At 72.6% G+C, this 21,714-nt stretch carries 21 protein-coding genes; 3 read left to right on the top strand and 18 right to left on the bottom strand.

All coding sequences use genetic code 11. The features are described from left to right. Positions 1 to 7: 7 nt before the first annotated feature. Positions 8 to 493 (bottom strand): GbsR/MarR family transcriptional regulator, encoded by a 486-nt coding sequence (locus QQM72_RS17915; RefSeq protein ID WP_314221876.1) that lies wholly within the window; start codon positions 491 to 493, stop codon positions 8 to 10. A gap of 73 nt (positions 494 to 566) precedes the next feature. Between QQM72_RS17915 and QQM72_RS17910 the strand changes: the two genes are divergently transcribed. From QQM72_RS17910 to QQM72_RS17900, 3 genes are read left to right on the top strand one after another with little or no spacing between them, the layout of a single operon-like run. Beyond that, complete coding sequence (locus QQM72_RS17910; protein ID WP_314221875.1) at positions 567 to 1,457, top strand: ABC transporter ATP-binding protein; 891 nt, start codon at positions 567 to 569, stop codon at positions 1,455 to 1,457. Next, complete coding sequence (locus QQM72_RS17905) at positions 1,454 to 3,022, top strand: ABC transporter permease (RefSeq protein ID WP_314221874.1); 1,569 nt, start codon at positions 1,454 to 1,456, stop codon at positions 3,020 to 3,022. Before QQM72_RS17910 ends, QQM72_RS17905 begins: the two co-directional genes overlap by 4 nt. Positions 3,023 to 3,074: 52 nt before the next feature. After that, positions 3,075 to 3,311, top strand: coding sequence for a hypothetical protein (locus QQM72_RS17900; RefSeq protein WP_314221873.1), 237 nt, complete (start codon positions 3,075 to 3,077; stop codon positions 3,309 to 3,311). Here QQM72_RS17900 and QQM72_RS17895 read toward each other — a convergent pair. From QQM72_RS17895 to QQM72_RS17815, 17 genes are all read right to left on the bottom strand, one after another. Next, positions 3,295 to 4,512: a cytochrome P450 gene (locus tag QQM72_RS17895; RefSeq protein ID WP_314221872.1), complete on the bottom strand. Its 1,218-nt coding sequence runs from the start codon at positions 4,510 to 4,512 to the stop codon at positions 3,295 to 3,297. The two genes, QQM72_RS17900 and QQM72_RS17895, sit on opposite strands and share 17 nt — an antisense overlap. Positions 4,513 to 4,656: 144 nt before the next feature. Next, a complete protein-coding gene (locus QQM72_RS17890) occupies positions 4,657 to 5,211 on the bottom strand; it encodes a hypothetical protein (protein WP_314221871.1) in 555 nt (184 codons plus the stop codon). 333 nt (positions 5,212 to 5,544) lie between these two features. After that, on the bottom strand, positions 5,545 to 6,210 hold the full coding sequence (locus QQM72_RS17885) for a response regulator (RefSeq protein ID WP_057601152.1): 666 nt from the start codon (positions 6,208 to 6,210) through the stop codon (positions 5,545 to 5,547). Next, the gene (locus tag QQM72_RS17880) at positions 6,207 to 7,568 is read right to left on the bottom strand and encodes a sensor histidine kinase (RefSeq protein ID WP_314221870.1); all 1,362 of its coding nucleotides are present in this window, start codon (positions 7,566 to 7,568) and stop codon (positions 6,207 to 6,209) included. The genes QQM72_RS17885 and QQM72_RS17880 overlap by 4 nt, the downstream gene beginning before the upstream one ends. Positions 7,569 to 7,691: 123 nt before the next feature. Then, complete coding sequence (locus QQM72_RS17875; protein WP_314221869.1) at positions 7,692 to 8,378, bottom strand: response regulator transcription factor; 687 nt, start codon at positions 8,376 to 8,378, stop codon at positions 7,692 to 7,694. After that, positions 8,375 to 9,964 carry a sensor histidine kinase gene (locus tag QQM72_RS17870; RefSeq protein ID WP_314221868.1) on the bottom strand — a complete coding sequence of 530 codons (1,590 nt, stop codon included), beginning with the start codon at positions 9,962 to 9,964 and terminating at the stop codon, positions 8,375 to 8,377. Before QQM72_RS17870 ends, QQM72_RS17875 begins: the two co-directional genes overlap by 4 nt. Continuing rightward, the gene (locus QQM72_RS17865) at positions 9,957 to 11,192 is read right to left on the bottom strand and encodes an acyltransferase family protein (protein ID WP_314221867.1); all 1,236 of its coding nucleotides are present in this window, start codon (positions 11,190 to 11,192) and stop codon (positions 9,957 to 9,959) included. The genes QQM72_RS17870 and QQM72_RS17865 overlap by 8 nt, the downstream gene beginning before the upstream one ends. A gap of 7 nt (positions 11,193 to 11,199) precedes the next feature. Then, on the bottom strand, positions 11,200 to 12,240 hold the full coding sequence (locus QQM72_RS17860; RefSeq protein WP_314221866.1) for an alpha/beta hydrolase: 1,041 nt from the start codon (positions 12,238 to 12,240) through the stop codon (positions 11,200 to 11,202). Positions 12,241 to 12,416: 176 nt separating this feature from the next. Further along, a complete protein-coding gene (locus QQM72_RS17855; RefSeq protein ID WP_314221865.1) occupies positions 12,417 to 13,301 on the bottom strand; it encodes an alpha/beta hydrolase in 885 nt (294 codons plus the stop codon). A gap of 321 nt (positions 13,302 to 13,622) precedes the next feature. Continuing rightward, a complete protein-coding gene (gene kynU, locus QQM72_RS17850) occupies positions 13,623 to 14,825 on the bottom strand; it encodes a kynureninase (protein WP_314221864.1) in 1,203 nt (400 codons plus the stop codon). After that, positions 14,818 to 15,663, bottom strand: a complete 846-nt coding sequence (locus tag QQM72_RS17845) for a tryptophan 2,3-dioxygenase family protein (RefSeq protein WP_314221863.1) — start codon at positions 15,661 to 15,663, stop codon at positions 14,818 to 14,820. The genes kynU and QQM72_RS17845 overlap by 8 nt, the downstream gene beginning before the upstream one ends. A gap of 160 nt (positions 15,664 to 15,823) precedes the next feature. Further along, positions 15,824 to 16,237: a DUF3151 domain-containing protein gene (locus QQM72_RS17840; RefSeq protein ID WP_314221862.1), complete on the bottom strand. Its 414-nt coding sequence runs from the start codon at positions 16,235 to 16,237 to the stop codon at positions 15,824 to 15,826. Between the two features lie 144 nt (positions 16,238 to 16,381). Next, positions 16,382 to 17,938, bottom strand: a complete 1,557-nt coding sequence (locus tag QQM72_RS17835; RefSeq protein WP_314221861.1) for an MFS transporter — start codon at positions 17,936 to 17,938, stop codon at positions 16,382 to 16,384. A 114-nt stretch (positions 17,939 to 18,052) separates the two neighbouring features. Further along, positions 18,053 to 19,084 (bottom strand): class II fructose-bisphosphate aldolase, encoded by a 1,032-nt coding sequence (gene fbaA, locus QQM72_RS17830; RefSeq protein WP_314221860.1) that lies wholly within the window; start codon positions 19,082 to 19,084, stop codon positions 18,053 to 18,055. Positions 19,085 to 19,249: 165 nt separating this feature from the next. After that, positions 19,250 to 19,798, bottom strand: coding sequence for an orotate phosphoribosyltransferase (gene pyrE, locus QQM72_RS17825; protein ID WP_020129189.1), 549 nt, complete (start codon positions 19,796 to 19,798; stop codon positions 19,250 to 19,252). Between the two features lie 36 nt (positions 19,799 to 19,834). Further along, positions 19,835 to 20,632: an aldose epimerase family protein gene (locus QQM72_RS17820; protein ID WP_314221859.1), complete on the bottom strand. Its 798-nt coding sequence runs from the start codon at positions 20,630 to 20,632 to the stop codon at positions 19,835 to 19,837. Positions 20,633 to 20,773: 141 nt separating this feature from the next. Further along, the gene (locus tag QQM72_RS17815; protein ID WP_314221858.1) at positions 20,774 to 21,652 is read right to left on the bottom strand and encodes an SRPBCC domain-containing protein; all 879 of its coding nucleotides are present in this window, start codon (positions 21,650 to 21,652) and stop codon (positions 20,774 to 20,776) included. Positions 21,653 to 21,714 lie beyond the last annotated feature (62 nt).

Below are 21,714 nucleotides of genomic sequence, written 5' to 3'. Positions count from 1 at the left end.
CGGGAGGTCAGCGACCGAACCGCTTCTCACGCTCGACCCGCCAGCGTTCCATCATGGCCGAGATCTCGCCGTCGACGAATTCGAAGAAGGCGAGCGTCTCGGCCATGCGGCGTCCGGCGGGGGTGTGGCCGCCGAGGCTGACGACGCCCTCGCGCAGCGCGCCCTCCCATCGCTTGAGCACGGTCTCGCGGTTGGTGAGGGCCTCGTGCCACTGGTCACTGTGGACCCGGTAGCGCTCGCGCCGCGAACCGGGCTCGCGCTCCCGCGAGACCAGGTGCTGCTGGGCCAGATACCGCACCGCCCCGGAGACCGCCGCGGGGCTGATCCGCAGCTGTTCACCCAGCTCGGCGGAGGTCATCACACCCTCGTCGGAGGACAGGAGCGCGGCGAAGACCCGCGCCGCCATGCGTTGCATCCCTGCCTCGACGAGCTGGGCCGCGAAGGACTCGACGAACTTCGACACGGCCTCCGCGTCCCGCCCGTTCTCGCTCATGCCCGCATTCTAACGGTTCTTCACATGCTTCCTTAACTTCACAAATTTCTGAAAGAAGCGTACTTTCGGTGCCATGACGAAGGCCATCTCGGTGTCCGGACTGCACAAGTCCTTCGGCCGCGCCCACGCTCTGGACGGCCTCGACCTGGAGGTCGAGACGGGTGAGGTGCACGGCTTCCTCGGCCCCAACGGCGCCGGCAAGTCCACCACCATCCGCGTCCTGCTCGGCCTGCTGCGCGCCGACTCCGGCGCCGCGTCGGTCCTCGGCCGCGACCCGTGGACCGACGCGGTCGAGGCACACCGCCGCATCGCGTACGTCCCGGGCGACGTGACCCTGTGGCGCAACCTCTCCGGCGGCGAGGTCATCGACCTGTACGGCAGACTGCGCGGCGGCCTGGACGCGGCCCGCCGGGCCGACCTGATCGACCGCTTCGAACTGGACCCCACCAAGAAGGGCCGCACCTACTCCAAGGGCAACCGCCAGAAGGTCGCCCTGGTGGCCGCCTTCGCCTCCGACGTCGACCTGCTGATCCTGGACGAGCCGACCTCGGGCCTGGACCCCCTGATGGAGGAGGTCTTCCAGGCTTGCGTACGGGAGGAACGGGATCGCGGCCGGACGGTCCTGCTGTCCTCCCACATCCTCAGCGAGGTCGAGGAGTTGTGCGACCGCGTCAGCATCATCCGCAAGGGCCGCACGGTGGAGACGGGCTCACTGGCCGACCTGCGCCACCTGACGAGGACGAGCGTGACGGCCGAACTCGCCCACTCCCCCAACGGGTTGGCCCACCTGCCGGGCGTGCACGACCTCGACGTGAAGGGAAAGCACGTGACGCTGCACGTCGACACCGACAAACTCGACGCGGTGCTGCGGTCGTTGGCGGACTCGGGCGTACGGTCGCTGAGGTCGACGCCACCGACGCTGGAGGAGCTGTTCCTGCGGCACTACCAGGAGACGCGGGCATGACCACGCTGGCGGGCACCGGCCCGCTCCTGCGCTTCGCGCTGCGCCGCGACCGGGTGCTGATCCCCGTCTGGGTGGCCGTGAACACCCTGATGGTCCTCTCCATGCCGAACACGCTCGAGAGCCTCTACGCCACCCCGGCCGACCGGGCCGACCTGCTGCGGCAGATGGAGACCAACGCCTCCCTGCGGGCCCTGATCGGCCCCGTCTTCGACGACTCGCTCGGCGCGCTGACGGCCTGGCGGGTGGGCGCGTTCGCGGGCGCGCTCGCCGCCGTGACGAGCCTGCTGATCGTCGTACGGCACACCCGTGACGAGGAGGAGAGCGGCCGCCAGGAACTCCTCGCGTCCGGCATGGTCGGCCGCCGCGCCTCCCTGACGGCGGCCCTGCTCGCGGCGGGCGTCGCCAACGCCGTCCTGGCCCTGCTGGTGACGGCGGGACTGGCGGGCCGGGGAGCGGCGGGCGCGGTCGCGTTCGGCCTCGGGCTCGCCGGCGTGGGCATGGTGTTCGCCACGGCGGCGGCGGTCCTCGCGCAGCTCACCGAGAGCGCGCGACTGGCCCGGGGCCTGACGGCGGCGGTGCTGGGCGCGGCCTTCGTCCTGCGGGCTGCGGGCGACTCCTCGACCGACGCCGGCGCGTCGGCGCTGACCTGGCTGTCCCCGCTCGGCTGGCTGGAGAACCTGCGGGCGTTCGCGGACGAGCGGTGGTGGGTGCTGCCCCTGTTCGCGGCGGCGGCCGTGACGCAGGGCGCGCTGGCGTACGGGCTGGCCGGCCGCCGGGACGTGGGCATGAGTTTCCTGCCCACTCGACCGGGCCCCGCGTCAGGACGTCTGGGTACGGCCTGCTCGCTGGCCTGGCGGCTGCAACGGGGCGCTGTGCTGGGCTGGAGCCTCGGCTTCTTCCTCGCGGGGGTGGTGTACGGCGGGCTCACCGAGGGCGCGGCCGACCTGGTCGCCGACAACGACAAGGCGCGCGAGATCTTCGAGCGGATGGGCGGCCGGTCGGAGCTGACGGACGCGTTCCTCGCCTCGATGATCGGCATGCTCGGCCTGATCGCGGCCCTGTACGTCGTGTCGTCCGTCCTGCGGCTGCACGGCGAGGAGACGTCGGGCCGCGCGGAGCCGGTCCTGGCGAACGCGGTGGGCCGGCTGCGCTGGGCGGCCGGTCACCTCCTGACCGCCTTCGGCGGCGCCACCCTGATCATGCTCCTCGCCGGGCTGGGCTTCGCGGCGGGCTACGGCAAGGAGATCCTGCCGGTCATGGGCGCCTGTCTGGTGCAGCTCCCGGCGATCTGGCTGGTCGGCGGCCTGACCGTCCTGCTGTACGGCACCGCCCCGCGGCTGGCGCCGGCCGCGTGGGGGGTGGCGGGCGCGATCCTGCTCATCGGCTGGATCGGCCCCGCCCTGGACGCCCCGCAGGCCGTCCTGGACCTGTCGCCCTTCGGCCACCTGCCGAAGCTGCCGGGCGGCGGGATGGAGTGGGGGCCGGTGCTGGTGCTCTGCGGGGCGGCGGCGGTACTGGTGGCCGCGGGGCTCGCGGCGCTGCGACGGCGGGACATGACGGCCTAGGCGGGCGGGGAACGGGGGAACCCGGGACGGCCCGCGCGCGTCCGTCCCAGGCGTGGGACAACGTACGCAGGCCGCCGGCGGATGCCTCGCCATGGCGCTCGGCTGGGGCGCGGGACTCGCGGTGTGGTCCGTCGACGTCCGCGCCCGCCTCTGGCGCTTCGAACAGGCACCCGACTGGAGCGTCCTCTACGCGGAACTGCCGCTCGCCCTGCTCGGCGGGACGGCCGCGGGCCTGGCCCTGTGGGCCGTGTTCGCCCGCATCCGCCTCCGCCTCAGAGGGTCACGCTGAGCCCCTCGAGACCACGGATCACGAAGTTCGGCTTGCGCCGGGGCTCCGCCGCCAGGGCCAGGGTGGGGGCCCGCTCCAACAGGGCCGTCATCGAGGCGGCGAGCTCGATACGGGCCAGCGGGGCGCCGATGCAGTAGTGGATGCCCGCGCTGAAGGAGATGTGCGGGTTCTCGGCGCGGGTGAGATCGAGCCGGTCCGGGTCGGCGAAGACCGCCGGATCGTGGTTCGCCGACCCGAAGAGCATGGCGATCTCGGCACCCCGGGGCACGGTCGTCCCGTCGATCTCGATGTCGTCGAGCACCCACCGCTCGAAGAGCTGGAGCGGGGTGTCGTACCGCATCAGCTCCTCGACGGCGGAGGGGACGAGCGAGTGGTCGGCGCGCAGCGCGGCCAGTTGCCCGGGGTTCCCGAAGAGCGCCCACCACCCGTTGACGGTGGCGTTCACGGTCGCCTCGTGCCCAGCGTTGAGCAGCAGCACCGCGGTCGAGATCATCTCCTGCTCGGTGAGCCGCTCGCCCTCGTCGTGCGCGGCGATGAGACCGGAGATGAGATCGTCGCCGGGCTCCTTGCGCCGCGCGGCGATGAGCTCCAGCAGATACTCGGAGAACTCCACCGAGGCCCGCACGGCCTTCGCCGCCGTCTCCTTCGACGGGCTGAGCTCGTACATCCCGCAGATGTCCGCCGACCAGGGCCGCAGCGGCCCCCGGTCCGCCTCCGGGATGCCGAGCATCTCCGCGATCACGGCGACGGGCAGCGGCTCCGCGACGTCGCCGAGCAGATCGCCCCCGCCCGCCGCCACCAGGCGGTCCACCAGCTCCCCGGCCAGCCGCCGCACATACGGCTGCAGCCGCTCCACCGTGCGCGGGGTGAACGCCTTCGACACCAGCCGCCGGATCCGGGTGTGGTCGGGCGGCTCCAGGTCGAGCATCCCGTGATCGTTGAGCGTGTGGAACGGCTCCTGCTCGGCCGGGGGCGCCGTCCGCCCGAAGTCCTCGTGCGTGAACCGGTGCTGGTACGTCCGCCCGAGCCGCCGCTCCCGCAGCAGCGCCGAGACATCCGCGTGCCGCGGCACCAGCCACTGGTCGGTCGGCTCGTAGTAGATCACCCGCCCCCGCTCCCGGAGCTCGGCGTAGGCCGGGTAGGGGTCCGACACGAACGCGGGATCCCAGGGGTCGAACGAGAGAGCGTCAACTACTGCCATGAACGGACGCTAGCCGGTGGAGTGGCTGCTGACCAGGGGGTCCCGCGGAACGGCGACCAGTCGCCCCCCTCAGCGTGCGATGCGGCGGTACGGCGGCCTGCCGTTGACGGATCCGCCGGATGGCCATCCCACCTGAGGCAGGACTCAGAGGGTCGGGAAGAGCAGCGCGAAGAACAGCCACAGCAGTACGGCCCAGAAGGCCGCCGCCGCCAGCGACACCAGCAAGGAACTGCGCCACCTCAGCACCAGGAACGGGAAGAGCGCCAGGGCCGCCCAGTAACCGGCCACGTCGATCGACATGCCGGCGGCCTCCTTGAGGCTTCGCGCACGCCCAGTGGCGATACGCCGCAGCAGCCGCTGGGAGACGAACCCGTACAGGCCGAAGACGACCGGGAAGAACCACACCGGCGTGATCGTGACCAGCTCGGACTCGGAGAACTCGTCGAACATCACCAGATAGACGAGTGCGGCGCCCAGGAGGCCGCCGATCAGAGCGATCACATAGAGGGCGGTCAGAGCGGCCGGATCCGCCGCACCGGTCGGCACGGGGACGGGCGAGGCGTACGGAACGTCGGGCGGCGGGACCCGGACCACCTGGTGGCAGTGCGGGCACCGGACGTCCTGACCGGCACGGTCTGCCGGAGCCGAGATCAGGTGCCCGCACGACGCGTGGAATTCCATCTGCTGAACCGGGTTCATGCCCTGCCTCTCCTTGTCCCGAGCCGGTGCGGCTCGACACCCCTGACGCGTCGGCGGCCCGCATCGGATCCGCTCAGAGACAAGGACGTCGGCGGAGAGCAGCCGGTTTCCGCTCGCCGCCGACGGCATACGCCGCAGGCCTGGCCGCAGGCCTGGCCTGGCCGCAGGCCTGGCCGCAGGCCTGGCCGCAGGCCTGGCCGCAGGCCTGGCCGCAGGCCTGGCCGCAGGCCTGGCCGCAGGCCTGGCCGCAGGCCTGGCCGCAGGCCTGGCCGCAGGCAGTCAGGCCGTCAGGCCGTCGGGCAGTCGGGCAGTCGGGCAGTCGGGCAGTCGGGATCAGCCCGGGGTCACCAGTCGGGCCTCGTAGGCGAAGACCGCCGCCTGGGTGCGGTCTCTCAGGCCCAGCTTGACCAGGATCCTGCTCACGTGGGTCTTGATCGTCGACTCCGCGACCACCAGCCGGCCGGCTATCTCCAGATTCGACAGGCCCTGGGCGATGAGGACCAGCACCTCCGTCTCCCGTTCGGTCAGGTCGCCGTAGGCCGCCTGCGCGGTCGGCGACAGTCGCGGGGTGTCGGAGAGCTTGGAGAACTCCGTGATCAGGCGCCGGGTGACGGACGGGGCCAGGAGCGCCTCGCCGGCTGCCACCACCCTCACCCCGTCGGCCAGTTGGCGGGCCGACGCGTCCTTCAGCAGGAAGCCCGAGGCGCCCGCGCGCAGCGCCTGGTAGACGTACTCGTCCAGGTCGAAGGTCGTCAGCACCAGGACCTTCGCCGAGCCGTCCGCCGCCACGATCTCCCGCGTCGCCTCGATGCCGTTCAGCTCCGGCATGCGGATGTCCATCAGGACCACGTCGGGCGCGAGTTCGCGGACGCGGTCGACCGCCTCCCGGCCGTTGACCGCCTCGCCCACGACCTCGATGTCCGGCATCGCGTTCAGCAGGACCGAGAAGCCCTCACGCACCATCATCTGGTCGTCGGCGATCAGTACTCGGATCGTCATGTTCCACTCTCGCTCGCGGCGGGCACCGGCAGGAACACCGTCACCTCGTAGCCGCCCGCCGGGGTCGGCTCCGCCGTCATCTCGCCGTTCAGCATGCCGACTCTCTCCCGCATTCCTGTGATGCCGTGGCCGGCCCCGGGTGAGGGCTTGACCAGGGACGGGTTCGGCGGTGCGCCGTTGACTATCCGCAGCCCCAGGCCGCCCAGCACATAGCCGATCTCCACGCGGGCGCCCGCCCCGGGGGCATGGCGCAGGGTGTTGCTCAGCGCCTCCTGGACTATCCGGTACGCCGACAGCTCCACGCCCTGGGGCAGCTCGCGCACCGCGCCGGTGACCGTCTTCTCCACGTCCAGGCCCGTCTCCCGCACGTTGGCGAGCAGCCCGTCCAGTTCGGCGAGCGTGGGCTGCGGGGCGTCGGGGACCTCGTAGTCCTCGGCGCGGACCACGCCCAGGACGCGGCGCAGTTCCGTGAGAGCCGCCACCGCGTTCTCCCGGATCGTGGCGAAGGCCTTCTCCAGCTCCGGCGGCGGGTTATCCACCCGGTAGGGGGCGGCCTCGGCCTGGATGGCGACCACCGACATGTGGTGGGCGACGACGTCGTGCAGCTCGCGGGCGATCGTGGTGCGCTCCTCCAGCAGGGTGCGGCGGGAGCGCTCGTGCGCGGTCACCGTCTGCTGGGCCGTCACCTTCTCCTCGGCCTGCCGGCGGATGTGCCACACGGTGACGGCGAGCAGGATGATCGCCGAGAAGACCAGCATGGGGGCGGTGTTCGTGTAGTAGTAGCCCCCGCCGAAGACGGTCTCGGCGACGAAGCCGTAGGCCGCCGTCAGCATCCACATCCACGCCGCCGTGCGCGGGCGGGTGCGTATCGCCACGACCGTCAGCACGATCAGGTGGGCGGCGAAGCTGCCAGGCAGCCAGGGCCAGTCGCTGTACGTGGTGCCGATGATCGCGACGACGGTGGCCCCCGCGAGCGACAGCCAGAACGCTCCGACCGGCCGCACCAGCGTCAGCAGCACCGGGGCCAGGGCGAGCAGGCCGATCAGGAGACCGAGGCCGCTGCCCTGGGCGTCCGTCCAGGCGATCAGCATCGCCAGGGCGCCGGCCGCCCCGACCACCGCGTGCCGGGACCAGGCGACGTACTCCCGCCTGCGGCCCTTGAGACGGCCCGGGGCGCGGCCGTCGGGGTGCTTGCGGGGCAGCGGGCGGTAGGCGAAGGCGTCGTGGAAGAGGTCCTCCCACAGGCCGCGCAGGGCGGTCACGGCCGCCCGGAACTCCGGGCTCCGCGGCCGGTAGGCCTCGTAGGAGTCGTCCGGGTCGTCCGGGCGCGTGGTGTGCGTCTGCGTCGTCTCTGTCACGTTCAGAACGGTAGGCCGAGGGAGGGGTCCCGGTCGTCACCAGTGAGAGGGGTTCGTGCGGATCCCTCTCAAGTACTACGGGTCCGCCAGGGCTCCGCCGAGGCCCCACCAGGGCGGCGTCGCTCAGTACCCCGACGGTCTCACCAGCCCCGACTCGTACGCGAACACCGCCGCCTGGGTGCGGTCCCGCAGCCCCAGTTTCACCAGGATGCGGCCCACGTGCGTCTTCACGGTCTGCTCGGCCACGAAGAGGTGGTCGGCGATCTCCGCGTTGGACAGGCCCTGCGCGATCAGTGTGAGCACCTCCGTCTCGCGCTCGGTGAGGTCGCCTACCCGCTCCTTCAGCGGGGCTCTGGGCTTGCCGTCGAGACGGGAGAACTCGGCGATCAGTTTGCGGGTGATGACCGGCGCGAGCAGGGCGTCGCCGGCCGCCACCACCCGGACCGCCTCGGCGAGCCGGTCCGCGGAGGCGTCCTTCAGCAGAAAGCCGGACGCCCCGGCCCGCAGCGCGTCGTACACGTACTCGTCGAGGTCGAAGGTGGTGAGCACCAGCACCTTGATGTGCGGGTGCGCGAGGGTGATGCGGTGCGTGGCGTCGATACCGCCGAGCTCGGGCATGCGAATGTCCATCAGCACGACGTCCGGGGCGAGTTCGTCGACCTTGGCGACGGCGTCCAGGCCGTGCACCGCCTGGCCGACGACCTCGATGCCCGGATGGGCGTTGAGCAGCACGGTGAAGCCCTGCCGGACCATCTCCTGGTCGTCGGCGATCAGTACACGGATGGTGCCGCCGGTCGTCCCGGTCGTCATAGGGTTCCTTCTCCTGTCGGTGGCGGGGTGTCCGCCTCGTGCACAGCGTCCGTGCCGTCCACGTCGTCCTTGCCGTCCTTGCCGTCCTTGCCGTCCTTGCCGTCCTTGCCGTCCTTGCCGTCCACGTCGTTAACGTCGCCCCCGTCGTCCATGTCGTCCATGTCGTCCATGTCGTCCGGGAAGACGAGTTCGAGGCCCTCGGGGGTAGCGGGATCCACGGAGTCGTCTCCGGAGCGGGAGGCGGGGAGGGCGTCCGAGTCGTCGCCGGGCGCCACCGCGCCCTCCCGCGGGAGGAACGCCGACACCGCGAAACCGCCGTGCAGGGTCGGGCGGGCGCTGACATGGCCGCCCAGCATCACCGCCCGCTCGCGCATCCCGAGCAGACCGTGCCCCGCTCCCGGCGAGGACGGTGCGGGTTCGCGCGGGCGGGAGTTGACGACCTCCAGGTACAGGCCCTGGCCATGGTGGGTGACCTCCACCCGCACCTGGGAACCCGGCGCGTGCCGCAGCGCGTTGCTGAGCGCCTCCTGGACTATCCGGTACGCCGACAGCTGCACGCCCGGCGGATACACGGGAGCCTCGCCCTCGACGGTGGCGACCACGTCCAGTCCCGCGGCGCGGGTGTTCTCCATGAGCGCGTCGAGGCGGTCGAGCGTGGGCTGCGGGGTGTCCGGGGCGGCTCCGGTGCCGGCCGCACCGAGACCGTAGGGGTCCTCGGGGTTCTCCGAGCGCAACACGCCGAGGACCCGGCGCAGTTCGGCGAGCGCCTCCAGGGCGTTCTTCCGGATGCCGGCGAGGTTCTCCTTCAGTTCCTCGGACGGGTTCTCCACCAGGTGCGGGGCGACCTGGGCCTGGATGGAGATCACCGACATGTGGTGGGCGACCACGTCGTGCAGTTCGCGCGCGATCCGGTTGCGCTCCTCCAGCAGGGTGCGACGGGCGCGTTCCTCGGCGGTGATGCCGGTCTGCTCGACAAGCTGCTTACGGGCCTCGCGCCGGCCGCGCAGAGAACTGCCGACGAGAACCACGGCGGCGAACACGATCACCGCCACCGGGCCGGTCGGCCCGTAGTCGGCGGCGCCGATGAGTCCTTCCATGACGTAGGTGACGAGCGCCGTCAGGCCCAGCGCCGCCACGGAGGCTCGGGTGGGCACGCGCAGCGACAGCAGGAGCAGCACCATGGCGTGTGCGATCAGGCCAGGTCCGCCCCAGGGCCATGAGGCGTAGGGCTCGGCCTGGCCCGAGAGCAGTTGGGAGCGGGCGCCCATGGCCACGACCACCGTGACCGTCATCGACAGCCACCACGCCGGAACCGGCCGCCACAGGGCCAGGGCCACGGCCCCGCCCTGCGCCGCCGCGCACAGCAAACCGTAGTTCACGCCCTGGCGGTATTCGTCGGCGATCTGATCCACTCCGCCCAGCGTGATGCCGACGGCGACCAGGATCACATGCACGTGCGGCAGCCGGCGCAGCCATACGAACGACGGCAGCGGTGCCGCCCGGGTCGTCCACAGGTCGTCACGCAGGACCCGCAACATCCTGGTCAGCCACTCCCCCACACCGTTCATCCGCACCACCCTAGACATGCCGTGTCTCCCGCAGATCCGACGGTTTCGGCCGCCCTCCGACGCGCACCACACGTGATCGGCCCTCGCTCTTCCGCCCGCGTCGCCCTCCGCTGTTCTCACAACCGTGGAACGCCGCCCGGCACACCCCCAGCACCAGGGCGAAGACCGGCAGCCACAGCAGCCGCGCCGCCACCCAGTCCAGCCCGTCGGGGACCGTGTGCAGGCCGGCCAGGCGGCCGGCGAACAGGCCCATGGCGGTGGTCGCCATCATGGCCGTCTGATGCCAGAGGAACACCGTCATCGCCGAGAGGTTGACCAGCGCGACCGCCGCCCAGGCCAGGGGCCCGCGCACGGCCCGGCGCAGCCGGTCACGCAGCAGCAGCGCCAGCCCGCACTGGGCGAGACCGAAGGTGACGGCGGCCAGCGTCGGCGGGTTGAGGTTGGACACCGCCGCGCCCGGCACACCGACCATCGACGCCGGGTATCCGGCCCAGCCGACGAGCAGTGCCGTGGCCACCGCCCCGCCGACCAGCAGCAGCCGGCCCGCGCGGGGCCGCTCCAGCTCACCGCGGGTCCAGGCCGCGCCGACGGTGTACGGCACCAGCCAGCCCGCCACCACGTTCACCCAGCCCAGCCACGCCGGGCCGCCCAGGCCGAAGCGGACCAGGTCCACATGGAGGACGACGGCCAGCGGCCACAGCGGGTTGAGCCGGACCAGCAGTGGGGTCGCGGCCGTCAGCACGGCGAAGACCAGCAGGAACCAGAGGGGGGACAGCGCCAGTTTGACCACGGTGTGCACGGTGACGAAGGACGCGCCGCCGAGCAGGAGGCCGACCGCGGCGACCGTCCACACGGCCGACAAGGCGGCGACCGGGACGAACAGCCGCGCCAGCCGGCTTCTCAGCCACGCGCCGTACCTCCCGCCCCGCGCGCGGGCCGCGGCGAGGCTCCGGGTCGCCACATGGCCGCCCACCATGAAGAACACCGCGAGGGTCTGGAACATCCACGACACCGGGGCCAGCCAGGGCATGGGCCCCAGCGGACTCGCGGCCCGCAGGGTTGCGCCGTCGGCGACGAGCGCCGTCACCAGCCAGTGCCCGAGGACGACACCGAGGATCGCCAGTGCCCGCAGGGCGTCCACGGCCCGGTCGCGCTGCGGCGGCGTGGCGGCGTCGATCCGGACGGCGGCCCGCCGGATCCCGGACAGCGCCCGCCCCGGTGCCTCACGCTGCTGGGTCTCACGCACCGGTGACTCACGCCTCTGGGTCTCGCGTTCCTGAGTCTCGCGCACCGGTGACCTCCGAGGTCTCACCGAGGACGATCCGGGCGATGTTGGCCAGGGAGGGCGAACCCGGCCTGAAGTAGTCGCTGTGTCCACCGGAGCCCGCCGCGAAGACACGGGCGCCGAACGACGGGGACAGGGGATCGGTGCCGAAGCCGACCGTCGTGCCGAACAGGTCGGCGCTGACGTGCGGGACGTCGGCCACCCAGTCGTCGGCGCCCCGGGCCGCCCAGATCCGTGCGTGGGTGCGCAGGTCTGCCGCCGACGCCGCACCCGTGCCCGGACTGCCGAGGAGGACGAGATCCGTCACGTCCAGGTGCGGGGCGGCGCGGCCGCAGACCACCGTGCCGTACGAGTGGCACAGGAGGGTGAACCGGGCGCCCGGTGCGGTGACGGCGCGCAGTTCGCGCAGGAACTCCCGCAGGTCAGGGGCCGCTTCTTCGGCGCGGTCGGGGGTGATCACGGTGGCGCTGACCGTGCCGGGGGTGGTGTAGCCGAGCCAGGCCACCACCGCCGTACGGGGGCCGGCGCCGGTCTGCCCGGTGAGCCGGTGGTGCAGTGCGGCCGCTCCCGCGCGGAAGCGGCCGAAGGTGTCCAGCGAGGTGTCGGAGCCCGGTACGAGAACGGCGACCCGGTCGGCGTGGGCGAGGTCCCCGAACACCTCGACCGCCCGGCCGGAACCCCTGCCGTCGAAGGCGAGCAGATTGTGGGACGGAGCGGCCAACTCCCGCTCGGCGGCAGCGCGGTGGCGGTCCCCGTGGCCGGCGGCCATCCCGGACGCCAGGGTGGCGTTGGCCCGGTTGGCGGCGTACGCCCTCTCCAGCGTCGCCGCCGTCGGCGGGGCGAGGTCGGCGGGGTCCGGGGCCGGGATCCGCGGCCGGGCCGCCGCCGCGGTGAGGGGGACGACCACGGCGGCGGTGACGAGGACGGCCAACAAGGCGCGGAACCAGTGCCGCCCCCCGCGCGTCTGCCTCGCACGGCGCCACAGCCCGCGAAAACGAAACTCCGCCATCCCGCCCCTCCCCCGCCACAGCGCCCGGCCATCGGGCCTTTCTGGCTTGGAAGTTACGGATCGGCGCTCGTCGTTCGCGTCCCGCTCAGGAGCTCTTCTTCGACGTAGCTCTCAGGTACTACGGGTACGACCTAGGGGACTTCATCCCGCCGGACCGCCCCGCCGGAGGGGCGCGGCTACCACGCCAGCTGCGCGATCTCCTCCGCCACCACCGCGCAGGCGTCCGCCGCCGGGTCGATCAGCGGGAAGTGGCCGACGTCCTCCAGGAGGGTCACCCCCACCACCTCCCCCGCCTTCGCCGCCGCGTCCGCGTACGCCTCGGCGACCGCCTGCGGGACCATCAGGTCGGTGCGGCCCTGCACCAGGGTCGTCGCGACACCGGTCGGCAACAGCAGCGCGGGGTCGGCGTACGGCCGTCGCTCCCCGAACCGCTCTTCGCCGCCCAGGAGTTCGTGAGCCGCTCCGCCGCACACGTCCAGCTTCTCGGCGACCGCGAAGTCGGCGATCGGGGCCAGCGCGACGACGCCCCGCAGCCAAGCCGAATCCCCCGTGCGCCAGGGCGCGTCGGCGGGCAGCACATGCCGGGCAGCCGCCCACAGGGCGAGGTGCCCGCCCGCCGAGTGACCGGTGAGGACCGTACGGCGGGCGTCGGCCTGCGGCACGGCCTCCCGGACAAGGGCGGGGAGGGCGTCGAGGGCCGCGGCGACATCGTCGAAGGTGTCCGGCCAGCGTCCCGCGATCGGGGATGTCCCCTCCGGGGCGGGACGCTCGGCGCCCCGCCGGTACTCGACGTTGGCCACGGCGAAGCCTCGCTGGGCCAGGAAGTCCGCGAAGGGCGTGATGTGCCGCCGGTCGTACGGCGCCCGCCAGGCCCCGCCGTGCAGCACGACGACGAGCGGGACGGACCCGGCCGGGCCGACCTGTGCTCGCGGGACGTAGAAGTCGATCACCTGGTCGGGGTGATCGCCGTACGCCGTGGTGACGTCGGGCCCGACGGGCGGATGCGCGAAGGCCGACGCCTCCTCGGCGGCGGCCCGGGCTGCGACAACGTCGTCCGGCATGCTCCAACCTCTCAGCGGCGATGGGGGTACCTCCCAGGCTTTCGGCACTGGGGGAGGATTTGGCGGACCAGGTGAGAATTCGGCCGTTGGCCGGGACGGTATCAGGACCGTGACATGCGCGGACACGCGGATGTCACGCTCGGTGAAAGGCGAGCGGTCCAGGTAAACGGTTCTGCTGTTCCGCCGCCCCGGCAGGCCCGCCCGCCGGGAACCGCCCGCCCGCCGGGAAACCCCCTGGGCGTACCCCTAGGTACGCCCAGGAGACCCGGCCGGTTCAGCCCACCGGGCCCCGTCCGGGTCCGTCTGCCGGCCGGCCGCCGGTCAGCCCAGTTCCTCCGCGAGCACCCGCGCCGCCCGCTCCACGTCCGCGAACCCCACGTACAGGGGGGTGAAGCCGAAGCGCAGGACGTCCGGTCGGCGGAAGTCGCCGACGACCCCGCGCCCGATCAGCCGTTCCATGACCTCGCCGGCGTCCTCGCAGCGCAGCGCCACCTGGCTGCCGCGCTCCTCGTGACGGACCGGAGTCACAGACTCGACCCGCCCCTCGGGGACGTACGCGGCGACGCACTCCAGGAAGAAGTCCGTCAGGGCCAACGACTTCGCCCGCACCGACTCGACCGAGACCCCGTCCCAGACCTCGAGCGCCGCCTCCAGGGCGAGCATCGACAGGATGTCCGGGGTGCCGACCCGCCCGCGCGGGGCGCCTGCCGCCGGTTCGTACGTCTCCCGCATGCCGAAGGGCTCGGCGTGCGAGTTCCAGCCGGGCAGCGGTGAGTCGAACCGGTCCTGGAGACCACGGCGGACGTACAGGTACGCCGGTGAACCCGGTCCGCCGTTCAGGTACTTGTAGGTGCAGCCGACCGCGAGGTCCACGCCGTGCTCGTCGAGGCCGACGGGCAGGGCGCCCGCGCTGTGGCACAGGTCCCAGACGGCGATCGCGCCGGCCGCGTGCACGGCGGCGGTGAGCGAGGGCAGGTCGTGCAGCCGCCCGGTGCGGTAGTCCACATGGTTGAGCAGCACGGCGGCGGTGCGCTCCGACAGCGCCGCCTGCACCTCGCCCGGTGCCACCGCACGCAGGGTGCGGCCGGTGAGACGGGCCGCCGACTCGGCTATGTAGCCGTCCGTGGGGAAGGTCGTCGCGTCGACGAGGATCTCGTCCCGGGCGCCGTCCACCAGGCGTACCGCTCCCACGAGTGCCTTGAAGACGTTGACACTCGTCGAGTCGCCGACCACGATCTGGCCGGCCGCCGCGCCCACCAGCGGGGCGATCAGATCGCCGATCCGCTCGGGCGCCGTCCACCAGCCGCTCTCGTCCCAGGAGCGGATCTTCAGCGCGCCCCACTGACGGCGCACGACGTCCTCCACGTGCCCGGGGACGGACCGCGGCAGCGCGCCCAGCGAGTTGCCGTCGAGGTAGACGCCGTCGTCGAGGAGGAACTGGGCGCGCTTGCCCGCCAGTTCGTCACCGCCGTCCAACTCCTTCGCCCTGAAGGCGAGTTGCTCGAAGCCGGGGCGCTCAGACATGGGACCTGGCCGTCCACAGCTCGGGGAACACGTTCTTCTGCGCGCGCTTCTCCAGCCAGGCCACGCCGGCCGAGCCGCCCGTGCCGGCCTTCGCGCCCATCGCGCGGCGGGTGGCGACGAGGTGGTCGTTGCGCCAGCGCCACACCAGCTCGGCGACGTCCGTCAGGGCCTCGCCGAGGCGCGCGATCTCGTCACCCTCGTCGCCCGCGTACACGGCCGTCCAGACCGCCTCGACCTCCGCCGAGGGCTCGTACCGGCGCGAGATGTCACGCTCCAGGACGGCCGCCGGGATCGCGTGACCGCGCCGGGCCAGCAGCCGCAGCACCTCGTCGTACAGGCTCGGCTCGTGCAGCGCCTTCTCCAGCTCCGCGTGGACGCGGGGCGCGCCGCGGTGCGGGACCAGCATGGACGCGGACTTCTCACCGAGCAGGAACTCCATGCGGCGGTACATCGCCGACTGGAATCCGGAGCCCTCGCCGAGCGCGGAGCGGTACGAGTTGAACTGCGCCGGGGTCAGCTGCCCGAGCGGCCGCCAGGACGCGTTCAGCGCGTCCAGCTCGCGGACGGACCGCTTCAGCGCGTCGACCGCCACCGGCACCCGGTCCTGGCGGAGCGCCTGCGCGGCGGTCTCCCACTCGTGCACGATGACCGTGAACCACAGCTCCATGACCTGGGTGGTGACCAGGAAGACCATCTCTCCGGGATCGTCGGAGAGGGTGTGCTGGAGGTGGGTGAGCACGTCCGCCTTGACGTAGTCCTCGTACGGCGTCGTACCGGCGAAGTCGAGATGCGGGGTCTCGGGCTCCGAAGCCTCTTGGGGCTGAGCCTGCTGGGACATCGCTGTCTCCTGTTGTGTACTCCGGGTAGCGGTCCGCCCCTGCCGTTACCGACACGGGGGCCCCGGTCCCCACCGGCACATAGTGCGCAATGCTCTCCCGAAAACGCAAGGCCCGCCTGGTCACACCAGGCGGGCCCCGGAAGAAGACGCAGGTGAACGGCTATCCCAGGGTCTGGGCCGCCGTCGGCGAGGAGTCCTTCAGGAACTGCGAGCAGCGCTCCCACTCCGCCTGCTCGCCGATCGCCTGCGCGGCGCGGGCGAGGCCGTGCAGGGCACGCAGGAAACCGCGGTTCGGCTCATGCTCCCACGGCACCGGGCCGTGACCCTTCCAGCCGCCTCGGCGCAGGCTGTCCAGGCCGCGGTGGTACCCCGTACGGGCGTACGCGTACGACTCCACCACGCTGCCCCGGTCGAACGCGTCGTCGGCGAGCTGGGCCCAGGCCAGCGAGGACGTCGGGTACTTCGCGGCGACGTCGGCGGGCGCCGTGCCGTTCGCGAGGAGCTCGCGCGGCTCGGGGTCGTCGGGGAGGTGGGTCGGGGGCGGTCCCCCGAGGAGGTTTTCGTGAATGGACATGCGTCCAGTCTGCGCCATCCGCGGGCCCTCGGCCCCGGCCCGCCGGGGAAACCCGGACGGCCGTCGCGCCCGGGACCGCGGACACACCGCGCTGAAAGGCCAACCACCCGCCGGCCGCGTCCCCAGCCTCACGGGTCAATACACCTAGGACAGCCGTCCCTTCGTCCGCTCCCCCTCCAGAGGCGGCGCCAGCACGCTCCCGTGCGTCCTGCACTCCGGCCTGCGGCAGTCCGGGGCCGGGCGGCGCACCGTCGTGAAGGCGAGCACCGCGCCCACCACCAGCACCCCCGCGCACAGCACCATGGCCCGCTGGAAGGCGTCGTCGAAGGCGGTGGCCGAGCGGTAGGCCTCCGAGCTCATCCCGGTCAGCAGGGGCAGCGCGGCCACCGCGACCAGACCGGCCGCGCGGGCAGCCGCGTTGTTGACGCCGCTGGCCACCCCGGCCCGGGAGACGTCCACGGAGGCCAGCACGGTCGCGGTGAGCGGGGCGACCAGCGCGACCATGCCGAAGCCCAGCACCAGGACGGCGGGCAGCACGTCGGCGGCGTAGGACGCGCCGGGCCCGACACGCAGCATCAGGAGCATCCCGGCGGCGCACAGCAGCGGGCCGACGGTGAGCGGGATCCGCGGCCCGATGTGCTCGGCCAGTTCACCGGAGCGGGCGGACAGCAGCAGCATCAGCACCGTCGTCGGCAGCAGCGCCGTACCGGCCCCGAGGGCGGACCAGCCGACCACGACCTGGAGCTGGACCGCGGACAGGAAGAAGAACCCGCCGAAGGCCGCGTACACGCACAGGGTGACCAGGTTGACGGCCGTGAACTGGCGGGACGCGAAGATGCCGAGCGGCAGCATCGGGTCCGGGTGACGGCGCTCCACCGCCACGAAGGCGACCCCGGCGGCCAGTCCCGCGACCGCCGCCCCCATGACGACCCCTACGGGTCCGCTCCGGGCCTCGATCAGCGCGTAGGTGACGAGGGCGAGCGCCAGCGCGCCCAGGAAGGCGCCCAGCACGTCGAAGCGGGCGTGCGAACGCCCTGCCCCGCTCCCGGCCGTCACGCTCCCGGCCGTGTTCCCCGCGGCACTGCCCGCCGTACTGCGGGTCGCGCCGGAGCGGACGGTCCGTCCGTCCGACTCCGGTACGTGCCGCAGCGCCACCGGCACGCACACCACCGCCAGCGGCACGTTCAGCAGGAACACCCACCGCCAGCCCGGACCGTCCACCAGCCAGCCGCCCAGGAACGGCCCCACGGCCGCCCCCATGCCTCCGAACCCGGACCACAGGCCCACCGCCCGCCCCCGGTCCTCGGGGTGGAAGGAGGCCTGGATGAGCGCGAGGGAACCCGGCGTGAGGAGCGCGCCGCCGACCCCCTGCAACGCCCGGGCGGCGACCAGCACGCCCGCGTTCGGGGCGATACCGCACAGCAGCGAGGCGACGGCGAACCACACCACCCCGACCACGAACACCTTGCGCCGCCCGTAGTGGTCGCCCAGGGAGCCGCCGAGCAGGATCAGCCCGGCCAGCGTCAGCAGATACGCGTTGACGGTCCACTGGAGGGCGGCCAGGTCGGCGTCCAGGTCGCGGCCGATACGCGGGAGGGCGACGTTGACGACGGTCGAGTCCAGCAGGGCCATGCTGGAGCCGAGCACCGTGGTGAGCAGGATCCACTTGCCCTGAGGCGAGGCCAACCGGACGTCAGGCATGCCCCCAGGTATACAGCGAGCCCGGCGCCGTAGACAGACGCCGGGCTCACCCGTACCCGTAGTACCTCCGGGTATCTCCAGGGTCCGGAGGTACTCCAGCGGTGCCGCCGGGGACTACTTGATCTTCTGGCCCGCCGAACGCAGGTGCTGCGTGGCCTCGACGACCCGCGCGGCCATGCCCGCCTCGGCCAGCTTGCCCCAGGTCCGCGGGTCGTAGGTCTTCTTGGAGCCGACCTCGCCGTCGACCTTCAGGACGCCGTCGTAGTTCTTGAACATGTGGTCGGCGACGGGACGCGTGAAGGCGTACTGCGTGTCCGTGTCGAGGTTCATCTTGACGACGCCGTTGTCCAGCGCGGTCGCGATCTCCTCCGCGGTGGAGCCGGAGCCGCCGTGGAAGACGAAGTCGAACGGCTGGGAGCCGGCCGGCTTGCCGTACTTCGAGGCGATGCCCTCGTTCAGCTCCTTGAGCAGGTCGGGGCGGAGCACGACGTTGCCCGGCTTGTACACGCCGTGGACGTTGCCGAAGGACGCGGCCAGCAGGTAGCGGCCCTTCTCGCCCAGGCCCAGCGCCTCGACGGTGCGCACCGCGTCGTCGACCGTCGTGTACAGGGAGTCGTTGATCTCGTGGGAGACGCCGTCCTCCTCGCCGCCGGTCGGGGTGATCTCCACCTCGAGGATGATCTTCGCGGCGACGGCGCGGGCGAGCAGTTCCTGCGCGATGGCGAGGTTGTCGGCGAGGGTCTCGGCGGAGCCGTCCCACATGTGCGACTGGAAGAGCGGGTTGCGGCCGGCCTTCACGCGCTCCTCGGAGACCGCGAGCAGCGGACGGACGTACCCGTCGAGCTTGTCCTTCGGGCAGTGGTCCGTGTGCAGCGCGACGGTGACCGGGTACTTCTCGGCGACGACGTGCGCGAACTCGGCGAGGGCGACCGAGCCCGTCACCATGTCCTTGCTGTACTGGCCGCCCAGGAACTCCGCGCCACCCGTGGAGATCTGGATGATGCCGTCGCTCTCCGCCTCGGCGAAGCCGCGCAGTGCCGCGTGCAGGGTCTGCGTCGAGGTGACGTTGATGGCCGGGTAGGCGAACTTGCCTGCCTTCGCCCGGTCGAGCATCTCGTTGTAGACCTCGGGGGTTGCGATGGGCATCTGTCCGCTCCTTGGTATCTGCGGGTTGGCGATCTGTCGATCTGCGTACTACGGCCCTGACCTAGACCTGGGGTGCGACGTCATCGTCGGCCCCATCTTTCCAGACCTGGGCGAATGGTCCATGCCTGGTCCACGCCCCGGTCAAGTGCAGGTCAATACGGCCCGTCAGTCCAGACCCAGTTCATCCTTCGAGAAGGCGAACAGGTACGGCACGCCCGCGCCCTCGCGGATCTTCTCGTCGGCGCCGGTCGCCCGGTCCACGATCGTCGCCACGGCCACCACCTCGGCGCCCGCCTCGCGGACGGCCTCCACCGCGGCGAGCGGCGAACCGCCCGTGGTCGAGGTGTCCTCGACGACCAGGACGCGCCGGCCCTTGATCTCCGGGCCCTCGACCCGCCGCTGGAGCCCGTGCGCCTTCGCCGCCTTGCGTACGACGAAGGCGTCCAGCTTCTTGCCGCGCGCGGCGGCGGCGTGCAGCATGGCGCCGGCCACCGGGTCGGCGCCCATGGTCAGACCGCCCACCGCGTCGAAGTCGAGCTCGGCGGTCAGGTCGAGCAGCACCTGTCCGACCAGCGGGGCGGCCTCCCCGTCGAGGGTGATGCGGCGGAGGTCGATGTAGTAGTCCGCCTCCAGACCCGACGACAGGGTCACCTTGCCGTGCACCACGGCCTTGTCCTTGATCTGCTGCAGCAGCGCGCCACGTACGTCCGTCATGCCGCCCAGCTTAAAGGCGAAGCCAGGAGGCCGAACTCAGAGCCTGGTCCAGCGCCAGGAGGTGGTGGCCTCCAGCGGATCCAGGGGCGTGACCAGGCGCGGAAGCGTGTTCAGGCCGTCGGGCGGGCCGGTCTGCGGCTCCACGCACACGGCCGCCTCCTGCTCGTCGTAGACGACGACCCACTCCTCGGGGCTGGTCACCTTCAGCTCCAGCCGGCCCGGCCAGGTGAGGCCGACGGCGACGCCGCCGGGCATGCCGAAGCAGTCGTCCCAGGGGCCGGGCCTCGGCTCGATCCGGTTGCCGGTCGGCAGATGGTCGTCGCCGCGCTCCTCCTGCCACGCGGGGTCGAAGGAGACCCGCACGTCCTGGTCGTCCGGGCCGCCGAGGTTGCGGTTGAACCAGGGGTGCCAGCCGATCTGCGCCGGGAAGGACGAGCCGTGCGTCTCCACGGCCGTCGCGAGGGTCAGGGTGTCCTCGGTCAGCGTGACCACCTGGGTGACCCGGCCGGGGTAGGGCCAGGGTTCCACCAGGTCGTACGTCAGCACGGCCTCGTCGACGGTGCGCCGCGCCACCTTCCAGGCACCGTCGCGGGCGGTGCCGTGGATGGCGTTGGGCGCGGCGTTGAGCGGCATCTGGCGGACGGTTCCGCCGTCCCGGAAACGGCCGTCGCGGATCCTGCCGCACCAGGGGACCATCGGGAAGCACCCGAAGCGCTCTCCCTGGCGCAGCAGTTCGAGGCCGCCGACGCGCAGCCCACCGACCCGGCCGCCGTTGCCCGGCTGCACGGTCACCTCCGCGTCGCCCGCGGTCAGCGTGATGTCTTCGTCACTCACGGGACGACCCTACTGGGGCGGTCGGACCCGTGCGGTGGCGGACCGACCGGGACACCGGGCAAGGCAGCCGGGCGAGGCACCGGCGAGGCACCGGTCCGCGCTGCCGGTCCGCGCTGTGGGTCCGCGGGGACGGGTCGGTCCTCAGCCGCGTCGGCGCAGCGCCCTGCCCACCACGATCGCCGACGCCACGACCAGTGCGGCCGCCGGAGCGGCCCACCGCAGCGTGCTGTTCGGTACGACGGTCTGCGGGGCCGGGACCGGCGCGTAGCGCCCGCGCGGCGGTGCGTGGTCCACCTCCTCGGCGCTGCGCCCGATCATCGTCCGGCGCGCGTGCGCGGCCTCGGCGGGCGGCTCTCCGGGGCCCGCGCGGTCCTCGAGCCCGGCGGGCGACACCTCCGCCTCGAAGACGGTCCCGGGCACCGGTGATTCGTCGACGTCATCGACGTCATCGACGTCATCGACCGCGTCGACGTGATCGGCGGCGTCGTCCAAGGCGTCCACGTCCACGGCTTCCGCCGATTCCGCCGCCTCCGCTGTTGCCGCCGCTTCCGCCGCCTCCGCTGTTGCCGCCGCCGCCTCCGCTGTTGCCGCCGATTCCGCGGTTTCGGCGGCCAGGTTCGCCGCGAAGCGGTTCAGCAGTCGGGTGACCGCCGCGTCCACCGCCTCCGACGGCAGCTCCGCGATCCGGCCGTCCGCCGACGCCGTCCCCTCGAAGCGGAGTGTCGTGCCCGCTTCCGCCTCCCGCAGCCACAGCGTGAGAATCGGTTTCACCACCCCGCTGCCGCGCACCTCGGTCGCGTCGCCCTCCACGGCGTACGCACCGTCCTCGCGCGGGGAGACACGCAGGGCACCCCGGTACGTGATGGTGTGCCCGCCCACCCGCACCTTCAGCCGTCCCGCGACGGGCTCGGTGCCCGCGTCCTGCTGGAGCCCGGGGACCGCCCGTGCCACCTGCGCCGGATCTGCGAGAGCCGTCCTCAACCGCTCGGCCGGAACCGGAACGAACACCTCTTGCTCCATGACATCGGAGCCTACCCAGCAGGTACCGGAAAGCACCCGGCGAAACCGGGATTAGGCTCCGC

The sequence above is a fragment of the Streptomyces zaehneri genome (assembly GCF_032248645.1).
GTDB classification, from domain to species: Bacteria; Actinomycetota; Actinomycetes; order Streptomycetales; family Streptomycetaceae; genus Streptomyces; species Streptomyces coriariae.
This window is presented reverse-complemented; position numbering and strand designations above follow the sequence as displayed.